Annotated in this window: 15 protein-coding genes; 8 read left to right on the forward strand and 7 right to left on the reverse strand. The window is 73.5% G+C overall.

The window, feature by feature from the left end; all coding sequences use genetic code 11:
• Positions 1 to 54: 54 nt before the first annotated feature.
• From rsmG to rpmH, 6 genes are all read right to left on the reverse strand, one after another.
• Positions 55 to 747 (reverse strand): 16S rRNA (guanine(527)-N(7))-methyltransferase RsmG, encoded by a 693-nt coding sequence (gene rsmG, locus DQ244_RS08305; protein WP_113810993.1) that lies wholly within the window; start codon positions 745 to 747, stop codon positions 55 to 57.
• Complete coding sequence (locus DQ244_RS08310; RefSeq protein ID WP_255411598.1) at positions 744 to 1337, reverse strand: R3H domain-containing nucleic acid-binding protein; 594 nt, start codon at positions 1335 to 1337, stop codon at positions 744 to 746. Before DQ244_RS08310 ends, rsmG begins: the two co-directional genes overlap by 4 nt.
• 106 nt (positions 1338 to 1443) lie before the next feature.
• Entirely contained in the window at positions 1444 to 2514 is a 1071-nt protein-coding gene (gene yidC, locus DQ244_RS08315; protein ID WP_199580293.1) for a membrane protein insertase YidC, read from the reverse strand.
• Entirely contained in the window at positions 2507 to 2875 is a 369-nt protein-coding gene (gene yidD, locus DQ244_RS08320; RefSeq protein ID WP_113810996.1) for a membrane protein insertion efficiency factor YidD, read from the reverse strand. Before yidD ends, yidC begins: the two co-directional genes overlap by 8 nt.
• Entirely contained in the window at positions 2872 to 3252 is a 381-nt protein-coding gene (rnpA, locus tag DQ244_RS08325) for a ribonuclease P protein component (protein ID WP_113810997.1), read from the reverse strand. Before rnpA ends, yidD begins: the two co-directional genes overlap by 4 nt.
• 1 nt (position 3253) lies before the next feature.
• The gene (gene rpmH, locus DQ244_RS08330; RefSeq protein WP_040338882.1) at positions 3254 to 3391 is read right to left on the reverse strand and encodes a 50S ribosomal protein L34; all 138 of its coding nucleotides are present in this window, start codon (positions 3389 to 3391) and stop codon (positions 3254 to 3256) included.
• 695 nt (positions 3392 to 4086) lie between these two features.
• On the opposite strand from rpmH, the gene dnaA reads away from it, so the two are divergent.
• From dnaA to DQ244_RS08365, 7 genes are all read left to right on the forward strand, one after another.
• Entirely contained in the window at positions 4087 to 5820 is a 1734-nt protein-coding gene (gene dnaA, locus DQ244_RS08335) for a chromosomal replication initiator protein DnaA (RefSeq protein ID WP_113810998.1), read from the forward strand.
• A gap of 1020 nt (positions 5821 to 6840) precedes the next feature.
• Positions 6841 to 7986, forward strand: coding sequence for a DNA polymerase III subunit beta (gene dnaN / locus DQ244_RS08340; RefSeq protein ID WP_233491261.1), 1146 nt, complete (start codon positions 6841 to 6843; stop codon positions 7984 to 7986).
• Positions 7987 to 8050: 64 nt separating this feature from the next.
• Positions 8051 to 8989, forward strand: coding sequence for a phosphogluconate dehydrogenase (NAD(+)-dependent, decarboxylating) (gnd, locus tag DQ244_RS08345; RefSeq protein ID WP_233491262.1), 939 nt, complete (start codon positions 8051 to 8053; stop codon positions 8987 to 8989).
• A gap of 85 nt (positions 8990 to 9074) precedes the next feature.
• A complete protein-coding gene (gene recF / locus DQ244_RS08350) occupies positions 9075 to 10247 on the forward strand; it encodes a DNA replication/repair protein RecF (RefSeq protein ID WP_233491263.1) in 1173 nt (390 codons plus the stop codon).
• Positions 10244 to 10744 carry a DUF721 domain-containing protein gene (locus DQ244_RS08355; protein ID WP_113811001.1) on the forward strand — a complete coding sequence of 167 codons (501 nt, stop codon included), beginning with the start codon at positions 10244 to 10246 and terminating at the stop codon, positions 10742 to 10744. Before recF ends, DQ244_RS08355 begins: the two co-directional genes overlap by 4 nt.
• A gap of 43 nt (positions 10745 to 10787) precedes the next feature.
• Positions 10788 to 11783 carry a hypothetical protein gene (locus tag DQ244_RS08360; protein ID WP_113811002.1) on the forward strand — a complete coding sequence of 332 codons (996 nt, stop codon included), beginning with the start codon at positions 10788 to 10790 and terminating at the stop codon, positions 11781 to 11783.
• Positions 11770 to 13557, forward strand: coding sequence for an ABC transporter ATP-binding protein (locus DQ244_RS08365; RefSeq protein WP_233491264.1), 1788 nt, complete (start codon positions 11770 to 11772; stop codon positions 13555 to 13557). The genes DQ244_RS08360 and DQ244_RS08365 overlap by 14 nt, the downstream gene beginning before the upstream one ends.
• A gap of 9 nt (positions 13558 to 13566) precedes the next feature.
• Here the strand turns inward: DQ244_RS08365 and DQ244_RS08370 are convergent, their stop codons facing one another.
• On the reverse strand, positions 13567 to 15084 hold the full coding sequence (locus DQ244_RS08370) for an SDR family oxidoreductase (protein WP_113811003.1): 1518 nt from the start codon (positions 15082 to 15084) through the stop codon (positions 13567 to 13569).
• Positions 15085 to 15367: 283 nt separating this feature from the next.
• On the opposite strand from DQ244_RS08370, the gene gyrB reads away from it, so the two are divergent.
• Complete coding sequence (gene gyrB / locus DQ244_RS08375) at positions 15368 to 17398, forward strand: DNA topoisomerase (ATP-hydrolyzing) subunit B (protein ID WP_113811004.1); 2031 nt, start codon at positions 15368 to 15370, stop codon at positions 17396 to 17398.
• Positions 17399 to 17435 lie beyond the last annotated feature (37 nt).

The following is a 17435-nucleotide window of genomic DNA, read 5'->3' on the forward strand; positions in this document are numbered from 1 at the left end:
GTGGAACGGGGTGGGCATGTGGTCCTGTTCCACGTGGAACAGCCCAAGGGCACGTCAGTGTCCCGCACGCGTCATGACCACCACGGTAGTGGCAGCGTCTCCCAGCGATGCACCGACGGCCCGCGGTTCGATGTCCCGCATCCCTGCGGCCCGAAGTTCCGGGAGGAGCTGCGGCAGCTCCTCCAGCGCGCGGGAGCCGACGAGGGCCACCAGCTGCGCGCCCGGGCGCAGCAGGCCGCGGCACCAGGCCACGAGCCGGGGGAGCGGGGCGACGGCCCGTGCGGTGACGACGTCGACCGGCCCCACCGCGGAGATCACCGATCGGTCCTCCGCCCGCCCGCGGACGACCCGCCACGACGCCGCCGCCGGAGCGAGGTCCCCGACGGCCTCCTCCAGGAACTCCACCCGGCGGGCCATGGGCTCCACCAGGGTGAGCGCCACGTCCGGCCGGGCCAGCCCGAGGGGGATCCCCGGGAGACCCGCACCGCTGCCGACGTCGACGACCCGGGCACCGGCGGGCACGGCCTCGGCCACGGCGGCGCTGTTGAGCACGTGCCGCTCCCACAGGCGGGGCACCTCGCGCGGACCGATCAGCCCGCGGGTCACCCCGTCGGTGGCCAGCCGGCCGACGTAGCGCCGGGCGAGCTCGACCGCGTCGCCGAAGACCGCCTCGGCGGACGGAGGCGGCTCCGGGGGAGCGGGGGGACCACCGGTCGGGCGGTCCCCGGCGGAGGGACCGTCGCTCACTTGTCCGGCAGGACCACGACGCGGCGGTTGGGCTCCTCGCCCTCCGACTCGCTGTGCACGCCGGCGACCGAGGCGATGACGTCGTGGACGACCTTGCGCTCGAACGGGTTCATCGGGCTCATCCGCTCCGGCTGACCGCTGCCGGCCACGCGGCGGGCGGTGTCGCCGGCCTGCGCGGTCAGGTCGGACTTCCGCTTGGCCCGGTAGCCGCCCACGTCGAGCATCAGCCGGCTGCGGACCCCCGTCGACTGGGCCACGGCCAGCCGGGTGAGCTCCTGCAGCGCCTCCAGGGTCGCGCCGTCGGACCCGATCAGGTCGTCCAGCCGGCCACCGACGATGGCCACCGACGCCCGGTCGCCCTCGACGTCGAGGTCGATGTCCCCGTCGACGTCGAGGATGTCCAGGAGCCGCTCGAGGTAGTCGCCGGCGACGTCGCCCTCGCGCACGAGGAGGTCGTCACCGGTCCCCTGCGCCTCCTTGGTCCCTCCAGCCACGTCTGCGTCGACATCGGTGTCCACGTCGAGCGCCTCGACGACCGCGTCGTCGCTCCCGGCGTCGGCGTCGGGCAGGGCGGGCTGGCTGTCTGTCACAGGCTGCTGCGGAGCACTCACGGGTGTTCCTCCCAGGTCGGTGCGGATGCCGGGGCGTGCCCGGTGGTCGGTGTGCCGGCGGGGCCGGCGGGGGAGCGGACGGCGGTCAGCGACGCTTCCGCTTGCCCCGGTTGGCCGGGCCCTGGCCGGAGCCGGGCCGCGATCCGCCGCCGCTGCGCGGGGCGGCCGTCGAGCCGCCGGCCTGCGGGGCGCCGTCGGCGACGGTGTCCTGGGCGTCCAGCGCCGTCTCCGCGGAGGTGGTGCTGCTCGGCGCCGCGCCGCCGCGGCCGCCCTTGGTGCGCACCGGCTTGGCGCCGGGCTTGGGGGCGAGGGTGCGCGGGTCGATCGGCTTGTCCGGGCCGACCTTGGCCCCCTTGGCGCCGGGGGACCCCGGCGGCGGCATCTTGCGCAGGATGAAGAACTGCTGGCCCAGGGTCCAGAGGTTGTTGATCATCCAGTAGATGAGCACGCCGATCGGGAAGATGAAGCCCGAGACGAAGAGGCTCAGCGGCACGCCGTAGAGCATCAGCTTCTGCACCATCGCGGCCTGGCCCTCGACGGGGCCCGAACGGCTCATGATCTGCTTCTGCGTGAAGTAGGTCGTGGCGCACATGACCAGGATCAGCACGAAGGCGACGGTGCGGATCGTGCCGTAGCTGGCGATCTCGAGGATCGCCCGCTCCTTCTCGCCGCTCATGTTGAACGAGGCCGAGATGGGCGCGCCGAAGAGCTTGGCGCGGGCCGCCTGGTCGGTCAGCTCGTCCGACCACGAGTAGAGGCCCTGCTTGTCCGGTGCCAGACGGCGCAGGACGTGGAAGAGCGACAGGAAGACCGGGATCTGCGGCAGGATCGGCAGGCAGCCGGCCAGCGGGTTGACCCCGCGCTCCTTGAACATCGCCTGCTGGGCCACGGCCATGCCCTGGCGGTCGCTGCCGTACTGCTTGCGCAGCTTGGCCAGCTCGGGCTGGAGCTCCTGCATCGCCCGCTGCGACTTGACCTGCTTGACGAAGAGCGGGAAGAGGATCAGCCGGATGGTGACGACGAGGAAGACGATCGCCAGCACCCAGGACAGGCCGGAGAGACCGGACTCCGCCGGCGGGTCACCGAAGACCAGGTTCCACAGCGAGTGCCACCGGGCCATGACCCAGGAGATGGCGGTGTACAGCCAGTCAAGCAACGGAGGACTCCTCGAACGCCTGGCCGGCAACCGGCGGGGTGGCCGGGCCGGGACCCGGGACATCGGACGGCGTCCGGGAAGGGAACACCGCTGAACTGGACGAGCGGGCGGTCTGCACGGTTCCGCCCCGAGGCGGCACCAGGTCCACCCCACCGGGGTGCCACGGCGCGCACTTGAGCAGCCGGACCAGCGCCAGCCATGACCCGCGGGCGGCCCCGTGCACGGCCACGGCCTCGGCCGCGTAGGCGCTGCAGGTCGGGGAGAACCGGCACCGCGGCGGGAACGCGGGGCTGATCGCCCGGGAGTAGAACCCGACGGCCCGCAGCAGCGCGCGCGCCGCCACCGATCGACGGGGCGTCACCGCGTCGACACCCGGTCGCCGAGCAGGCGGTCCAGACCCTTGACCAGGTCCCGGTGCAGGGCCGCGGAATCGGCGTCGGCGGCCTCGGGGCGGGCGCGCACCACCAGGTCCGAGCCCTCGGGCAGCCGACCGAGCTCGTCGCGGACGACAGCACGCAGACGACGGGTCACCCGGTGGCGGACCACCGAGTTGCCGACGCTCTTGCCGACCACGAAACCGGCCCGTGCAGCCGCCGGGGACGCGAGGTCACCGGCCGGCTGCGCGGGCCGTTCGGAGAGGTAGTGCAGCACCATGGTCGGTCGCCCGGCACGCCGGCCGGATCGGACGACGGCGCTGAACTCCGGGCGCCGGCGCAGGCGTGCCTGCGCGGGCAGCACGTCAGGCGGAGAGCTTCTCGCGGCCCTTGCGCCGACGGCCGGCCAGGATGGCCCGGCCCGCGCGGGTACGCATACGCAGCCGGAAGCCGTGGGTCTTGGACCGGCGGCGGTTGTTCGGCTGGAACGTGCGCTTGCTCACGAGGTACTCCCACTACACGACATCGGCGGTGCGCTCCCGTCGGTGGACGGGCGCGCGCAGGGCATCGGACCGGCACGGTGGCCGCTCCGGGTGACCCTGGAAGCTGGCACTGCGGAGGACCGACCGGACCCGGCTGCGCAGGCACGCTGCACGGACCGGGGGCGGGCAGACCCGTCCACAGACTCCGGCAAGCATAACCGAGGACCGGCACCTGCCGGTCACCGGTCGCGGAGCGACTGCCCATGGTCACCCGGGAACGGCCCCGACCGGCCGGCGGCGCGCCGGGGGCACGGCCGCGGGCGACCCCGTCCGGTGTCCCCGACCCGGGTCGCGACGACGTCGGCCGTCGTTGCCGGGCTGTGGACGGGGCTGTTAGCGTCGCCGTCGCTCCGCGTCGGACGTCAGGGTCACGACGCGTGGGCCGACCCCGTCGGTCGACCGACCGCCGAGCCGCTCCTCCACCCGCCCCAACAGGCCGCTGACCAGCACGGATGCTGATCCGGCCGCCGTCCCGCGCGGAACCGGCGCACCGCGCCGTCGACCGTGCACAGCCTGTGGAAACCCATGTGGAACACGTGTGTCCGCGTGTCCACAGCGGGCATCCACGGGAAACGGACGCGACGCGGGGCCGGTACGGAGGTACCGGGCGCACCGGGAGCGGCCACGGGTCGCACAGCTTGGGAGGACGAGACCGCATGGCCGATGCCACGCTGGACCTGGCGACGGTCTGGGATCAGATCCGGGAGCGGCTGGCCACCAGCCTCTCGCCGCAGCAGAACGCCATGCTGAACCTCACCCGCCCGCTGATGCTCGTGGAGGACACCGCCGTCCTGGCCGCGCCGAACGAGTTCACGCAGACCGTGCTCGAGTCCCGCATGCGGCGGGTGCTCGCCGAGGCGCTGTCGGAGCGGTTCGGCCGCGACATCCGGGTCGCCGTCCAGCTCGAGGACGCGCCGCCGCAGCCGGAGCAGCCGGCCGAGCAGGAGCCCACCCGCCGTCCCTGGTCGGCCGCGGAGGTCCAGCGCGCCGAGGAGGACCGGGCCACCCGGGACCGGGCCGACGACGGGCGCAGCGCATTCGGCGTCCGCACCGACGCCGTCGGCCCCGCCCCCTGGGACCGCGACGCCGCCGAGCGCCCCGCACCCGCCGACTTCTCGCAGGTCCGGGAGCTGCACCCGGCCGACGGGCCGCAGCGTCCGCCGGTCGACCGCGGGGCCCCGGAGGACTGGAGCACCACGCCCTGGGGGCCTGACGCCGGCGACCCGGCCGACGGCGATCGCACCGCCGACGTGCTGCCCTTCGACGTCGACCCCGGTTCGGGCGAGCAGCGCCGCGGCGGCGGGGGAGCGGGCGGCCGCACGCGCCGGCCCGAGGGCGGCCGGCCCGCGGGCCTGGACCCCGGTCTCAACGCCAAGTACGTCTTCGACAGTTTCGTCATCGGCAACAGCAACCGGTTCGCCCACGCGGCGGCGGTCGCCGTGGCCGAGGCCCCGGCCCGCGCCTACAACCCGCTGTTCATCTACGGGGAGTCCGGGCTGGGCAAGACCCACCTGCTGCACGCGATCGGTCACTACGCGGCGCGGATGTTCCCCAACGTCCGGGTGCGGTACGTCAGCACCGAGGAGTTCACCAACGAGTTCATCAACCTGGTGCACTCCGGCCGGGCGGAGGACTTCCGCCGGCGCTACCGGGACATCGACTTCCTGCTCATCGACGACATCCAGTTCCTGGAGCGCGCCGAGCGCACGCAGGAGGAGTTCTTCCACACCTTCAACACGCTGCACAACGCCAGCAAGCAGATCGTCATCACCTCCGACCGTCCGCCCAAGAAGCTGACGACGCTGGAGGACCGGCTGCGCACGCGGTTCGAGTGGGGCCTCATCACCGACGTCCAGGCGCCGGACCTCGAGACCCGCATCGCGATCCTGCGCAAGAAGGCGTGGGGCGAGCGGCTGCAGGTGCCCGACCCGGTGCTGGAGTTCATCGCCAGCAAGGTGCAGACCAACATCCGCGAGCTCGAGGGCGCGCTCATCCGGGTCACCGCGTTCGCGTCGCTCAACAAGCAGCAGGTCGACCTGCCCCTGGCCGAGCTGGTGCTCAAGGACCTGATCAGCGACGAGCAGGGCCCGCAGATCACCGCGGCGATCATCATGGCCGCCACCGCCGAGTACTTCTCCGTGACGATGGAGGAGCTGCAGGGCACCAACCGCAGCCGCACGCTGGTCAACGCCCGGCAGATCGCGATGTACCTGTGCCGCGAGCTGACCGAGCTCTCCCTGCCGCGCATCGGTGCGTCCTTCGGCGGCAAGGACCACACCACGGTCATGCACGCGGTCAAGAAGATCACCAACCTCATGAGCGAGCGCCGGGCCACCTACACCCAGGTCACCGAGCTCACCGCCCGCATCAAGAGCCGCGCCCGGCAGTAAGGCCCCGTCCGGAGGCTCGCCCCGAGCCTGTGAGGGGTGAGAGGGACGGGGTCCTTCTACCGTTCCCAAGTTGAGCTGAGCCGCTTCGTCGTGCCTGCGCGGGACCCTCCGGGCCCCACTCGGCACGGACACTGCGGCTGCCGTTCCAGGTCCGGTTGCGGGCTTCTCGAGCGCCTCTGGCAGGCGCTGATCGGTCGCCGTCCCCACGGGGTCCGGTCGGCTCATCGGGGCGGTCGACAAGTCGTTGTCCACACCTGTGTGGATCCCTGGGGACGACGGAAGCCCAGCTTTCCGGCCTCATCACGGTCGAGCGGTCACCGACGCCGGTCGACAGATCGAGAAGTTGTCCCCAGGAATGTGCACAGGTTGGGGAGATCTCTCCCGGAAAGGTCCCGCCGGCGCCACCCGGGGGTCCGTCCCCATCCCCGCCCGAACCCGGCCGGACGCCTCGACGGCGCTCTTGACCTGCGGATATGCCGATGACGTCCGCTCGACGGGGTCAGCATCGCTCACCTGGTGCCCGCGGGGGTGGGTACGACCTGGGGACGGACCTGGGGCGGACGGGGGACAGCAGGTGGAGGAGCGAGGACGGCGGTGAACAACCGTCGATCTGTCCACGTGTCGACAACAGGAAGACGCTGACCACCCACAGCGGGCCAACACCCCCGAACGGCCGCTGACCTGCGCAAAGGGTCCCGATCCCCAGCTTCCACACGTGTGATGACGAGGATGAGGGAGTTATCTCGAAGAATTCTTGAACCACATTCTGGGTGGGGACGCTGCGCTGGCAGGGCCTCGCGCAGGGTTCAGAGCAGGCAACGGCGCACGGATGGGACCGGAAGAGGACCCATCGAGGGACGGGGGTTTCCCCACGAGGCACTGCACCAGGCACGATGAGCACCGCATCGCGGCTCCGCGCCCGGTGCGACGACTGAGGACGAGCTCCGCCCGCACCGGCCGCCGTGATCCGGCGCCCGGGAGGCGGACCGAACATGGGTGGGTCGAGAGATGAAGTTCCGGGTGGCACGTGAGGTGCTCGCCGACGCCGTGGCCTGGACGGCGCGCAGCCTGCCGCCGCGGCCGTCGGTGCCCGTGCTGGCCGGCATCCTGCTCGAGGTCGACGGGACGCTGCTGTCGGTCTCCGGCTTCGACTACGAGGTGTCGGCACGGGCCGAGATCGACGTCCAGACCAGTGAGAGCGGGCGGGTGCTCGTCCCCGGCCGGCTGCTGGCCGAGATCACCCGGGCGCTCCCGCCGCACCCCGTCGACATCACCGCCGAGGGCCCACGGCTGGCGATCACCTGCGGCAACGCGCGGTTCAGCCTGCCCACGCTGCCCGTCGACGACTACCCGTCGCTGCCGTCCATGCCCTCGGCGGCCGGTCTCGTCGACAGCGACGTCTTCGCCGAGGCCGTGGCCCAGGTCGCCATCGCCGCCGGCCGCGACGACACCCTCCCCATGCTCACCGGCGTGCGCCTGGAGATCGAGGACGACCTGATCACCCTGGCGGCGACCGACCGCTACCGCCTCGCCGTCCGCGAGTTCGCCTGGCGACCGGAGACCTCCGGCCTGTCCGCCGCGGTCCTGGTCCCGGCGCGCACGCTGGCCGACGCCGCCAAGACGCTGACCAGCGGACCGGAGATCACGCTGTCCCTGTCCTCGGGCAGCTCCGGCGAGGGCATCCTGGGCCTGTCGGGCAAGGACCGGCAGACGACGACCCGGCTGCTCGACGCCGAGTTCGTGAAGTACCGCGCGATCATGCCGAGCGAGTCGCTCTCCCACGCCACGCTGCCGGTGGAGCTCTTCACCGCCGCAGCCAAGCGCGTGGCCCTGGTTGCCGAGCGCGGGACGCCGTTGCGCTGCGAGTTCACCCCGGGCCAGGTCACCCTGCGCGCCGGCGGCACCGACGACGAGGGCCAGGCCGAGGAGCGCTGCGACGTCGACTTCGACGGCGACCCGCTGACCATCGGCTTCAACCCGACGTTCCTGCTCGACGGCCTCGCGGCGGTGCACACCGGGCGCGCGCGGATGGACTTCACCAGCCCGCTCAAGCCGGCCGTGCTCTCCGGGGTGGACGAACCGCCGGCGGACGACGCACCGTCGGCACCCGCGGAGCGTCCCGGCAGCTACCGGTACCTGATCATGCCGGTGCGGTTGCCGGGCTGAACGCGCTGCGCGGGCTCCCGCGGGCGGGCACGATGGCGAGCGACGACGTCGCGACGAGATGGGGATGACCGTGCAGCTGGGGCTGATCGGGCTGGGCAAGATGGGCGGCAACATGGCCGAGCGCGTGCGTCGCGCCGGTCACGAGGTGGTCGGTTACGACCGCGCGCCCGGAAAGCGGGACGTCGAGTCGCTGCAGGAACTGGTCCAGGCGCTGTCGGCGCCCCGCGTCGTCTGGGTGATGGTCCCCGCGGGCGACCCGACCCGGCAGACCGTCGAGGAGCTCGCCGGCCTGCTCGACCCCGGCGACGTGATCGTCGACGGCGGCAACTCGAAGTACACCGACGACCAGGTGCACGACGTCCTGTGCCGGGAGAAGGGCATCGGCTACGTCGACGCCGGCGTCTCCGGCGGCGTCTGGGGTCTGGAGAACGGCTACGCCCTGATGGTCGGCGGTGCGCCGGACGACGTCGCCAAGGTCCAGCCGATCTTCGACGCGCTCAAGCCCCCGGCGCCGGTGGACGAGTCCGGCCAGGAGCTCCCCGCCGCGGGCTTCGTGCACGCCGGCCCGGTGGGCGCCGGCCACTTCAGCAAGATGGTCCACAACGGCATCGAGTACGCGATGATGCAGGCCTACGGCGAGGGCTACGAGCTGCTGGCCGCGGTCGACCTGATCGAGGACGTGCCCGGCGTCGTCCGCTCCTGGACCCAGGGCACCGTCATCCGCTCCTGGCTGCTGGACCTGCTGGTCCGCGCCCTGGACGAGGACCCGGCGCTGGACAAGGTCAAGGGCTACGCCGAGGACTCCGGCGAGGGCCGCTGGACCGTGGAGCAGGCGATCGAGAACGCCGTCCCCATGCCGACGATCGCCGCGTCGCTGTTCGCGCGGTTCTCCTCGCGGCAGGACGACTCCCCGACCATGAAGGCCGTGGCCGCGCTGCGCAACCAATTCGGCGGGCACGCGATCCGCGCGGTGCAGGCGCAGGAGGCCGAGAAGCCCGCATGAAGAAGGACCACCCTTCCCCCCACGCCTCGCAAGCTCGGCGCGGGACCCTGAAGGGCGGCCGTTCCAGCACCTCACCTCCGTGTACGTGAGGCACCTGCAGGTCGGGGACTTCCGCAGCTGGGAACGGGTGGACCTCGCGCTGCAACCGGGGCCGACGGTGTTCGTCGGGCGCAACGGCGAGGGCAAGACCAACCTCGTCGAGGCGGTCGGGTACCTGGCGACCATGAGCAGCCACCGGGTCTCCGGCGACGCGCCGCTGGTCCGCCACGGCGCGGGCCAGGCCGTGGTGCGTGCCGCGTTGCGTCGGGGTGACCGCGAGCTGCTCGTGGAGATCGAGATCAACCCGGGCAGGGCCAACCGGGTGCGGGTCAACCGGGCCGCGCTCCCCCGCCCGCGCGAGGTGCTCGGGCTGGTGCGCACGGTGCTGTTCGCGCCCGAGGACCTCTCGCTGGTGCGCGGCGACCCCACGGAGCGCCGGCGGTTCCTCGACGAGCTGCTGGCGACGCGCACGCCGCGCCTGGCCGGCGTCCGCAGCGACTACGAGCGGGTGCTCAAGCAGCGCAACGCCCTGCTCAAGACCGCGCGCATGGCCCGGGGCAAGGCCATGGAGACCCTCGACGTCTGGGACGGCCACCTCACCGACCTCGGTGGGCAGCTGCTGTCGGCCCGGCTCCGGCTGATCGCCGACCTGGCGCCGCACGTGGCGGAGTCCTATGCCGGCGTCGCCGGGGCGGGCGCCGCGGTCGCCGGCCTCGGCTACAGCTCGACCGTGCCGCTCGCCGGGAACGGCACGGCCCTGGTCCCCGGCGCGGAGCTGCCCACGGTCGAGGAGCTGACCGCGGCGATGGCCGCCCGGGTCGCCGAGCGGCGCGGCGACGAGCTGGACCGCGGGATGACCCTGGTCGGCCCGCACCGCGACGACCTGGTCCTCCACCTGGGCCCGGCGCCGGCCAAGGGGTTCGCCAGCCACGGCGAGTCCTGGTCGCTGGCCCTGGCGCTCAAGCTCGCGACCTTCGCCCTGCTGCGGGCCGAGGGCGAGGACCCCGTCCTGGTCCTGGACGACGTCTTCGCCACGCTCGACGCCGAACGCCGGGCGGCGCTGGCGGCCGTGGCCCGCTCCGCGGAGCAGACGCTGATCACCGCGGCGGTGGTCGACGACGTCCCGCCCGAACTGCGCGGCGCGCGGGTCGAGGTGGGGGACGGCTACGCCGTCGTCGTGAAGGATGCGGTCCCGGCCACCGACGGAGGCAGCCCGTGAGCGACGACCGGCCCGCCCGGCCCAGCGACATCGCCCGCGCCGCGCTCGAAGCGGCCCGCGCGGCCTCGGCCGCGCGCCCCAAGCCGACCCGGCGGCGGATCGCCGGCCCGCGGCGGTCGTGGAGCGGCCCGGGGCCCGGTGCCGACGACCCCCAGCCCTTCGGCCGGCTGGTGGACTCGCTGGTCAGCCAGCAGGACTGGTCCTCGCACACCAGGGTCGGCTCGGTGTTCGGCCGCTGGGACGCGATCGTGGGGCCGGACATCGCCTCGCACTGCCGGCCCGAGACCCTGACCGAGGGTGAGCTGCTGGTGGTCGCGGAGTCCACGGCCTGGGCCACCCAGCTGCGCTTGCTGGCCCCCACGATCCTGGGAAAGCTGCGCGCGCAGGTCGGCGGGGACGTCGTGACGCGGCTGCGCGTTGTCGGTCCGACGGCCCCCAGCTGGAAGAAGGGCCCGCGCTCCGTGCGCGGCCGGGGGCCCCGCGACACCTACGGATGAGGCACCCGACGCAGCAGGTCGGTGCCGGGAGGACGATGCAGCGATGAGCAGTCCACGAGACCCCGACGACCGCGACGGCTTCGGCGGGCCCGACGACGGCAGCGGCTGGCGGGAGCCGCCGCACCTGGGCCCCGGGGGTCCGGCCGACCCCGGCGACGACGTGGACCGGCCCAACTTCGCCGAACGCCGGCGCACCCCCCGGGACGACGCGGACTCGCTGAGCCGCCCCACGTGGCAGCCGCCCGGCTGGGACCTGCCGGCCGCCGAGCCGCAGCGCCCGGTCCCGCCGCCGGCCGATCCGCCGCCCCCGTCGCTCGCGAAGCCGACGCCCTCGAAGCCGGCGCCCTCGGAGCCGCTGCCGCAGGAGCCGCCGGTCCCCGGACCCCCGCCCGAGGCCGTCGTGCGTCCGGACCGGCGGCAGGGCAGCCGGTCCCGCGGCGCGGCCGACCAGGTCTTCGCCTACCAGGGCGACCTCGTCGGAGCGCAGGGCTGGGCGCTCCAGCAGGGCTGGACCGTCACCGACGGCACCGCCCCGGAGGACGCCGTCCTGGCCGACGTCATCGCGACCTCCCCGGTGCGGGCCACCAAGGACCACCGGGCGGGCAACGTGCTGCGCGGCCGCGCCGGGGGGCTGGAGCTGGTGGCCTTCGACGTCGTCTTCGCCTCGGGGCGCTACGTCGTCCCGGAGTACGCGGTCACCGCGGCGCCGGTGCTCGGCGACGTCCCGCCCTTCCGCCTGAGCCCGGCCCGGTTCTGGCGGCACCGCACCGGTGGACTGGTCCCGCTGGCCGGCGGCGACCCCGCCTTCGACGCCCGCTGGCTGCTGCTGGCCGGCGCCGACGACCCGCGGCTGCACCGGCTGGCGCAGGACCCGGCGGTGCACGCGCTGCTGCTGGGCACCGACGACGGTGACGAGTTCTGGTCCGGCGCGGGTCACGTCGCGGCCGTCCGGCCCGACGGGCACCGGCCGCAGCTGCTCGAGCACCACGCCCGGTTGCTGACGGCGGTCGTCGGGGTGCTGGGAAGTGGCCCGCACTGACCGGCCCGCGCTGAGCGACGAGGCGCCGGCGCCCGCCGCCCGGGTGCGGGACCTGCTGCCCCTGCTCCGGCCGCACCGGCGGGCGCTCGCGCTCGCCGCCGGCCTGTCCCTCGTCGGCGCCGCGGCCGCGCTGGCGCAGCCGGCGCTGGTCGCGCGGGTGATCGAGGCGGTCGGCGCCGGGCGCTCGGTGCTCGCCGCCGTCGGTGCCCTCGTCGTGGTGCTCGTCGTGGGCGCCGTCCTAGGCGCGGCCCAGCAGTTCGTCCTCCAGCGCACCGGCGAGGGCGTGGTGCTGACCACCCGGCGCACGCTGGCCGACCGGCTGCTGCGGCTGCCCGTCGCGGAGTACGACCGGCGGCGGACCGGTGACCTCATGTCGCGGGTCGGCGCGGACACGACGCTGCTGCGCGCCACCGTCACCTCGGGGATCGTCGAGATCGCGGGCTCCGTCGTCATCGCCGTCGGCGCCATGGTCGCGATGGCCCTGGTCGACGGCTGGCTCCTGCTGGTGACCGTGCTCGCGGTCGGTACCGGGATGGCCGTGGCGATCAGCGTCTCCCGCGGCATCCGCCGGCTGTCGCGGCAAGCGCAGGAGGCGGTCGGCGCGATGACCGCGGCACTGGAACGGGCGCTGTCGGCCGTGCGGACCATCCGGGCCAGCGGGGCGACGGCGCGCGAGGTCGACGCGGTCTGGGACACCGCCGGCCGCTCCTACGCCGCCGGGGTGCAGGTCGCCCGGCTGCAGGCGCTGGTCTCACCGGCCAGCTCCATCGCCGTGCAGGGCGCCTTCCTGGCCGTGCTCGGCCTCGGCGGTTACCGGGTGGCGGCGGGCTCGATCGGCGTCGCGGACCTGGTGGCGTTCATCCTCTACCTGTTCCTGCTGGTCATGCCGCTGGGCCGGTTCGTGCACGCCTGGACCGAGGTGCAGAGCGGCCTGGGCGCGCTCGCCCGCATCCAGGAGATCCTCGCGCTGACCCCCGAGCGGGACGACCGCCCCGAGCGCGGCAGTGCCGTCGTCGTCCCCCGCAGTCCGTCGTCCGGGGACGCGGCACCGCTGCTCGAGCTGGACGACGTCTCGTTCGGCTATCCGGACGGGACGCCGGTGCTGCGCGGGGTGTCCCTCTCCATCCGGGCCGGCAGCCGGGTGGCGCTCGTCGGGCCGTCCGGCGCCGGGAAGTCCACCGTGCTCGCGCTGATCGAGGGCTTCTACCCGCTGTCGGGCGGGGCGATCCGGTGGGCGGGGACCGACGTCCGCGACCTGCCGCGCGCGGCGCTGCGGTCCCGGCTGGGCTACGTCGAGCAGGAGGCGCCGGTGCTGGCCGGGACCATCCGGGAGAACCTGCTGCTCGCCGCGCCCGGCAGCAGCGACGCGGAGCTGTGGGCGGTCCTGGCCGACGTCGGGCTCACCGCGCTGGTGCAGCGCTCGCCCCGCGGGCTCGACGTCCCGGTGGGCGACGACGGCGTGCTGCTCTCCGGCGGGGAGCGGCAGCGGCTCGCCATCGCCCGGTCCCTGCTCGCCCGCCCGGAGCTGCTGCTGCTCGACGAGCCGACCGCCAGCCTGGACGCCCGCAACGAAGGGCTGCTGCGGGACACCCTCGCCGCGGCGTCGGCCGACCGGGCGCTGCTGGTCGTCGCCCACCGGCTGTCCACCGTGCGGGACAGCGACGAGATCGTCGTCCTCGACGGCGGGCAGGTCGTGGCCCGCGGCTCGCACGACGAGCTGGTCGGCTCCAGCCCGCTCTACCGGGAGCTCGCCACCGCCCAGCTCCTCGTCTAGCACGGCGGGTCAGCCGGGCTCCTCGGCCGCCCGGACGATGCCGCGGAGCATCCCGCCGAAGACCACCCCGTGGAAGGGCGCGACGGCCCACCAGTACGCGTGCCCGGACAGCCCGTGCGGGGCGAAGGTGGCGCGCTGGCGCAGCGAGGTCCCGCCCGACGGCCCGTGTTCCACGTGGAACTCCAGCCAGGCACGCCCCGGCACCCGCATCTCCGCACGCAGCCGCAGCAGCCGGCCCTCCTCGCGCTCCTCGACCCGCCAGAAGTCCAGCGCGTCACCGACGTAGAGCCGGTCCGGATCGCGCCGTCCGCGCCGGAGGCCCACACCGCCGACCGCGCGGTCCAGCCAGCCGCGCACCCGCCAGGCCAGCGGCCAGGAGTACCACCCGCGGTTCCCGCCGATCCCCTCGACGACCCGGAACAGCCGGTCGGCCGACGCCGTCGAGGCGCGCACCCGCTCGTCGACGTAGAGGCTGCCGCCGGCCCAGTCGGGGTCGGTGGGCAGCGGGTCGGAGGGGGCGCCGGGCACCGAGGCCGAGGCCCAGCGGGTGGTGACGGCGGAGTCGTTGACCCGCTGGACGGCCAGCCGGACCGCCTCGTCGAAGCCGAGCAGCCCCTCCGGGGGATCCGGCACGTGCTCGGCGATGTCGTGCTCGGAGCAGACGACCGTGTTGCGCAGCGACTCGACCAGCGGCCGGGCGATGCCGGCGGGCACCGGCGTGATCAGGCCGACCCAGTGGCTGGACAGCGACGGGCTGAACAGCGGCACCGGCAGGATCCGCCGCCGAGGCAGGGCGGCCACCGCCGCGTACCGCTGCATCATCTCGGCGTAGCTCATCCGGTCCGGCCCGCCGATGTCGAAGCAGCGGTGCACGTCCGCGGGCAGCCGGGCGCAGCCCACCAGGTACCGCAGCACGTCGCGGATGGCGATCGGCTGGATCCGGCTGTGCACCCAGCGCGGCGTGACCATGACCGGCAGCCGCTCGGTGAGGTGGCGCAGCATCTCGAAGGACGCCGAGCCCGAGCCGAGCACGACGGCGGCGCGCAGCACCACGGTCGGGACGCCGGAACCCAGCAGGATCGCGGCCACCTCCGCGCGGGACCGCAGGTGCGGCGACAGCTCCTCGTCCTCGGGCTCCAGCCCGCCGAGGTAGACCAGGCGGCCCACGCCGGCCGCGCGCGCCGCCTGGGCCATCACTCCCGCCGTGCGCCGGTCGGTCTCCTCGAACGACGGCCCGGTGCCGAGGGCGTGGATCAGGTAGTAGACGACGTCGGCACCGGCGCAGGCGGCGGCGACGGCCTCCAGGTCACCGGCGTCGGCCCGGGCGATCTCGACGTCGCCGGCCCACGGGTGGTCCCGGAGCCGCTCCGGGGACCGCGTCAAGACCCGGACGCGGTGGCCGGCGGCGAGCAGCTCGGGCACGAGGCGGCCGCCGACGTAGCCGGTGGCACCGGTGACGAGGCAGGTGAGCGGGGCGCCCGGCGGCTGCTCCGGGGAGGGGGCTGGGGACGGGTCCGGGGCGGCCATGGCCCGAGTCTGCGGCTCCCCGCCGGTGGCTGCCCGGCGCCAGGAGCCGTCACGGGGCCGAGGACGGCGTGTCGACCCGGGAGGCAACATCCATGGTGGCGGAGGTGTCGGGAGAGGCGCAGACACGACGTCAGGGCGTGCGCGGCGCCATTCCTGTCAGACCTCGCGGTATCGTGGACGACGGAAACCGTCAGCAACCGGCTCAGCGCGCTTCTGCGCCGATCCGCCCCCTGTCCCGCGTCGGGGGCGAGAGGTCGCCGGTTGCTCGAGAGGAAGGCCCCACGTGGTCGCAGCACCCCAGACCGAGTCCGACTACTCGGGCAGTTCCATCACCGTCCTCGAGGGTCTCGAGGCGGTCCGGAAGCGCCCCGGCATGTACATCGGCTCGACCGGTGAGCGCGGCCTGCACCACATGGTGTGGGAGGTCGTGGACAACGCCGTCGACGAGGCGCTGGCCGGGTACTGCGACACGGTCAAGGTCACCCTGCTGGCCGACGGCGGGGTGCGGGTCGAGGACAACGGCCGTGGCATCCCGGTGGACATGCACCCCGTGGAGAAGCGGCCCACCGTCGAGGTGATCATGACCGTCCTGCACGCGGGCGGGAAGTTCGACGGCAAGAGCTACGGCGTCTCCGGCGGTCTGCACGGCGTCGGCGTCACCGTCGTCAACGCCCTGTCCACCCGGCTCGACGTCAACATCTGGACCCGCGGCAAGGAGTGGCGCCAGTCCTACACCGAGGCCAAGCCCGGTCCGCTGGAGGAGGTCGGCCCGACCGACAAGCGCGGCAGCCAGATCACCTTCTGGGCCGACGGCGGCATCTTCGAGACGACGACCTACTCGTTCGACACGATCAACCGCCGGCTCCAGGAGATGGCCTTCCTCAACGCCGGGCTGACGATGGTGCTGCGCGACGAGCGCCCCGGTCACGCCAAGGCCGAGACCGGCGTGGGCGAGGACTCGCTCGCCGAGGCCGCCGTCCCCACCGACGCCGAGGACGAGGCGTTCGAGCCCACCGAGGTCACCTACCGCTACGACGGCGGCCTGGTCGACTACGTCACCCACATCAACCGCCGCCGGACGGCGATCCACAAGTCCGTCATCGGCTTCTCCGCCGAGGGCACCGGCAAGAACGACATGGCCATGTCGGTGGACATCGCGATGCAGTGGTCCGACGCCTACTCGGAGTCGGTCCACACCTTCGCCAACGTCATCAACACCCACGAGGGCGGCACGCACGAGGAGGGCTTCCGCGCGGCGCTCACCTCGATCGTCAACCGGTACGCCGTCGAGAAGAAGCTGCTCAAGGAGAAGGACGAGAAGCTCACCGGCGACGACATCCGCGAGGGTCTCGCGGCGATCATCTCGGTGAAGCTGGGCGACCCGCAGTTCGAGGGCCAGACCAAGACCAAGCTGGGCAACACCGAGGTCAAGGGCTTCGTCCAGAAGATCTGCAACGAGCAGATCGGGCACTGGTTCGAGTCGAACCCGACCGAGGCCAAGACCATCATCACCAAGGCCGCCTCGGCCGCCCGCGCCCGTCGTGCCGCGCAGGACGCCCGCAAGCTGGCCCGCAAGAGCCTGCTCACGGTCAGCGGCCTCCCCGGCAAGCTCGCCGACTGCCGCTCGACCGACCCGCGCAACTCCGAGGTCTACATCGTCGAGGGCGACTCCGCCGGTGGCTCGGCCAAGTCCGGCCGCGACTCGATGTACCAGGCGATCCTGCCCATCCGAGGCAAGATCATCAACGTCGAGAAGGCGCGCATCGACCGGGTCCTCAAGAACACCGAGGTCCAGTCGATGATCACCGCCTTCGGCACGGGCATCCACGACGAGTTCGACATCACCAAGCTCCGCTACCACAAGATCGTCCTGATGGCGGACGCCGACGTCGACGGCCAGCACATCAGCACGCTGCTGCTCACGCTGCTGTTCCGCTTCATGCGGCCGCTGGTCGAGGGGCAGTACGTCTACCTGGCCAAGCCGCCGCTCTACAAGATCAAGTGGGGCGGGAAGGTCGGCGACGAGTACGCCTACAGCGACAAGGAGCGCGACGCCGTCGTCAAGGCCGGCGCCGAGGGTGGTCGCAAGATCAAGGACGAGATGATCCAGCGGTTCAAGGGGCTCGGCGAGATGAACGCCAGCGAGCTGTGGGAGACCACGATGAACCCCGAGACCCGCATCCTCCGCCAGGTCACCCTGGAGGACGCGGCCGCCGCCGACGAGATCTTCAGCATCCTCATGGGCGAGGACGTCGAGGCCCGCCGCAGCTTCATCACCCGCAACGCCAAGGACGTCCGCTTCCTCGACGTCTGACCCGGCGCCGTCGGGCGGCGGGTCGGTGAACATCTCC

It is taken from the genome of Blastococcus sp. TBT05-19, assembly GCF_003319095.1.
Taxonomy (GTDB): Bacteria; Actinomycetota; Actinomycetes; order Mycobacteriales; family Geodermatophilaceae; genus Blastococcus.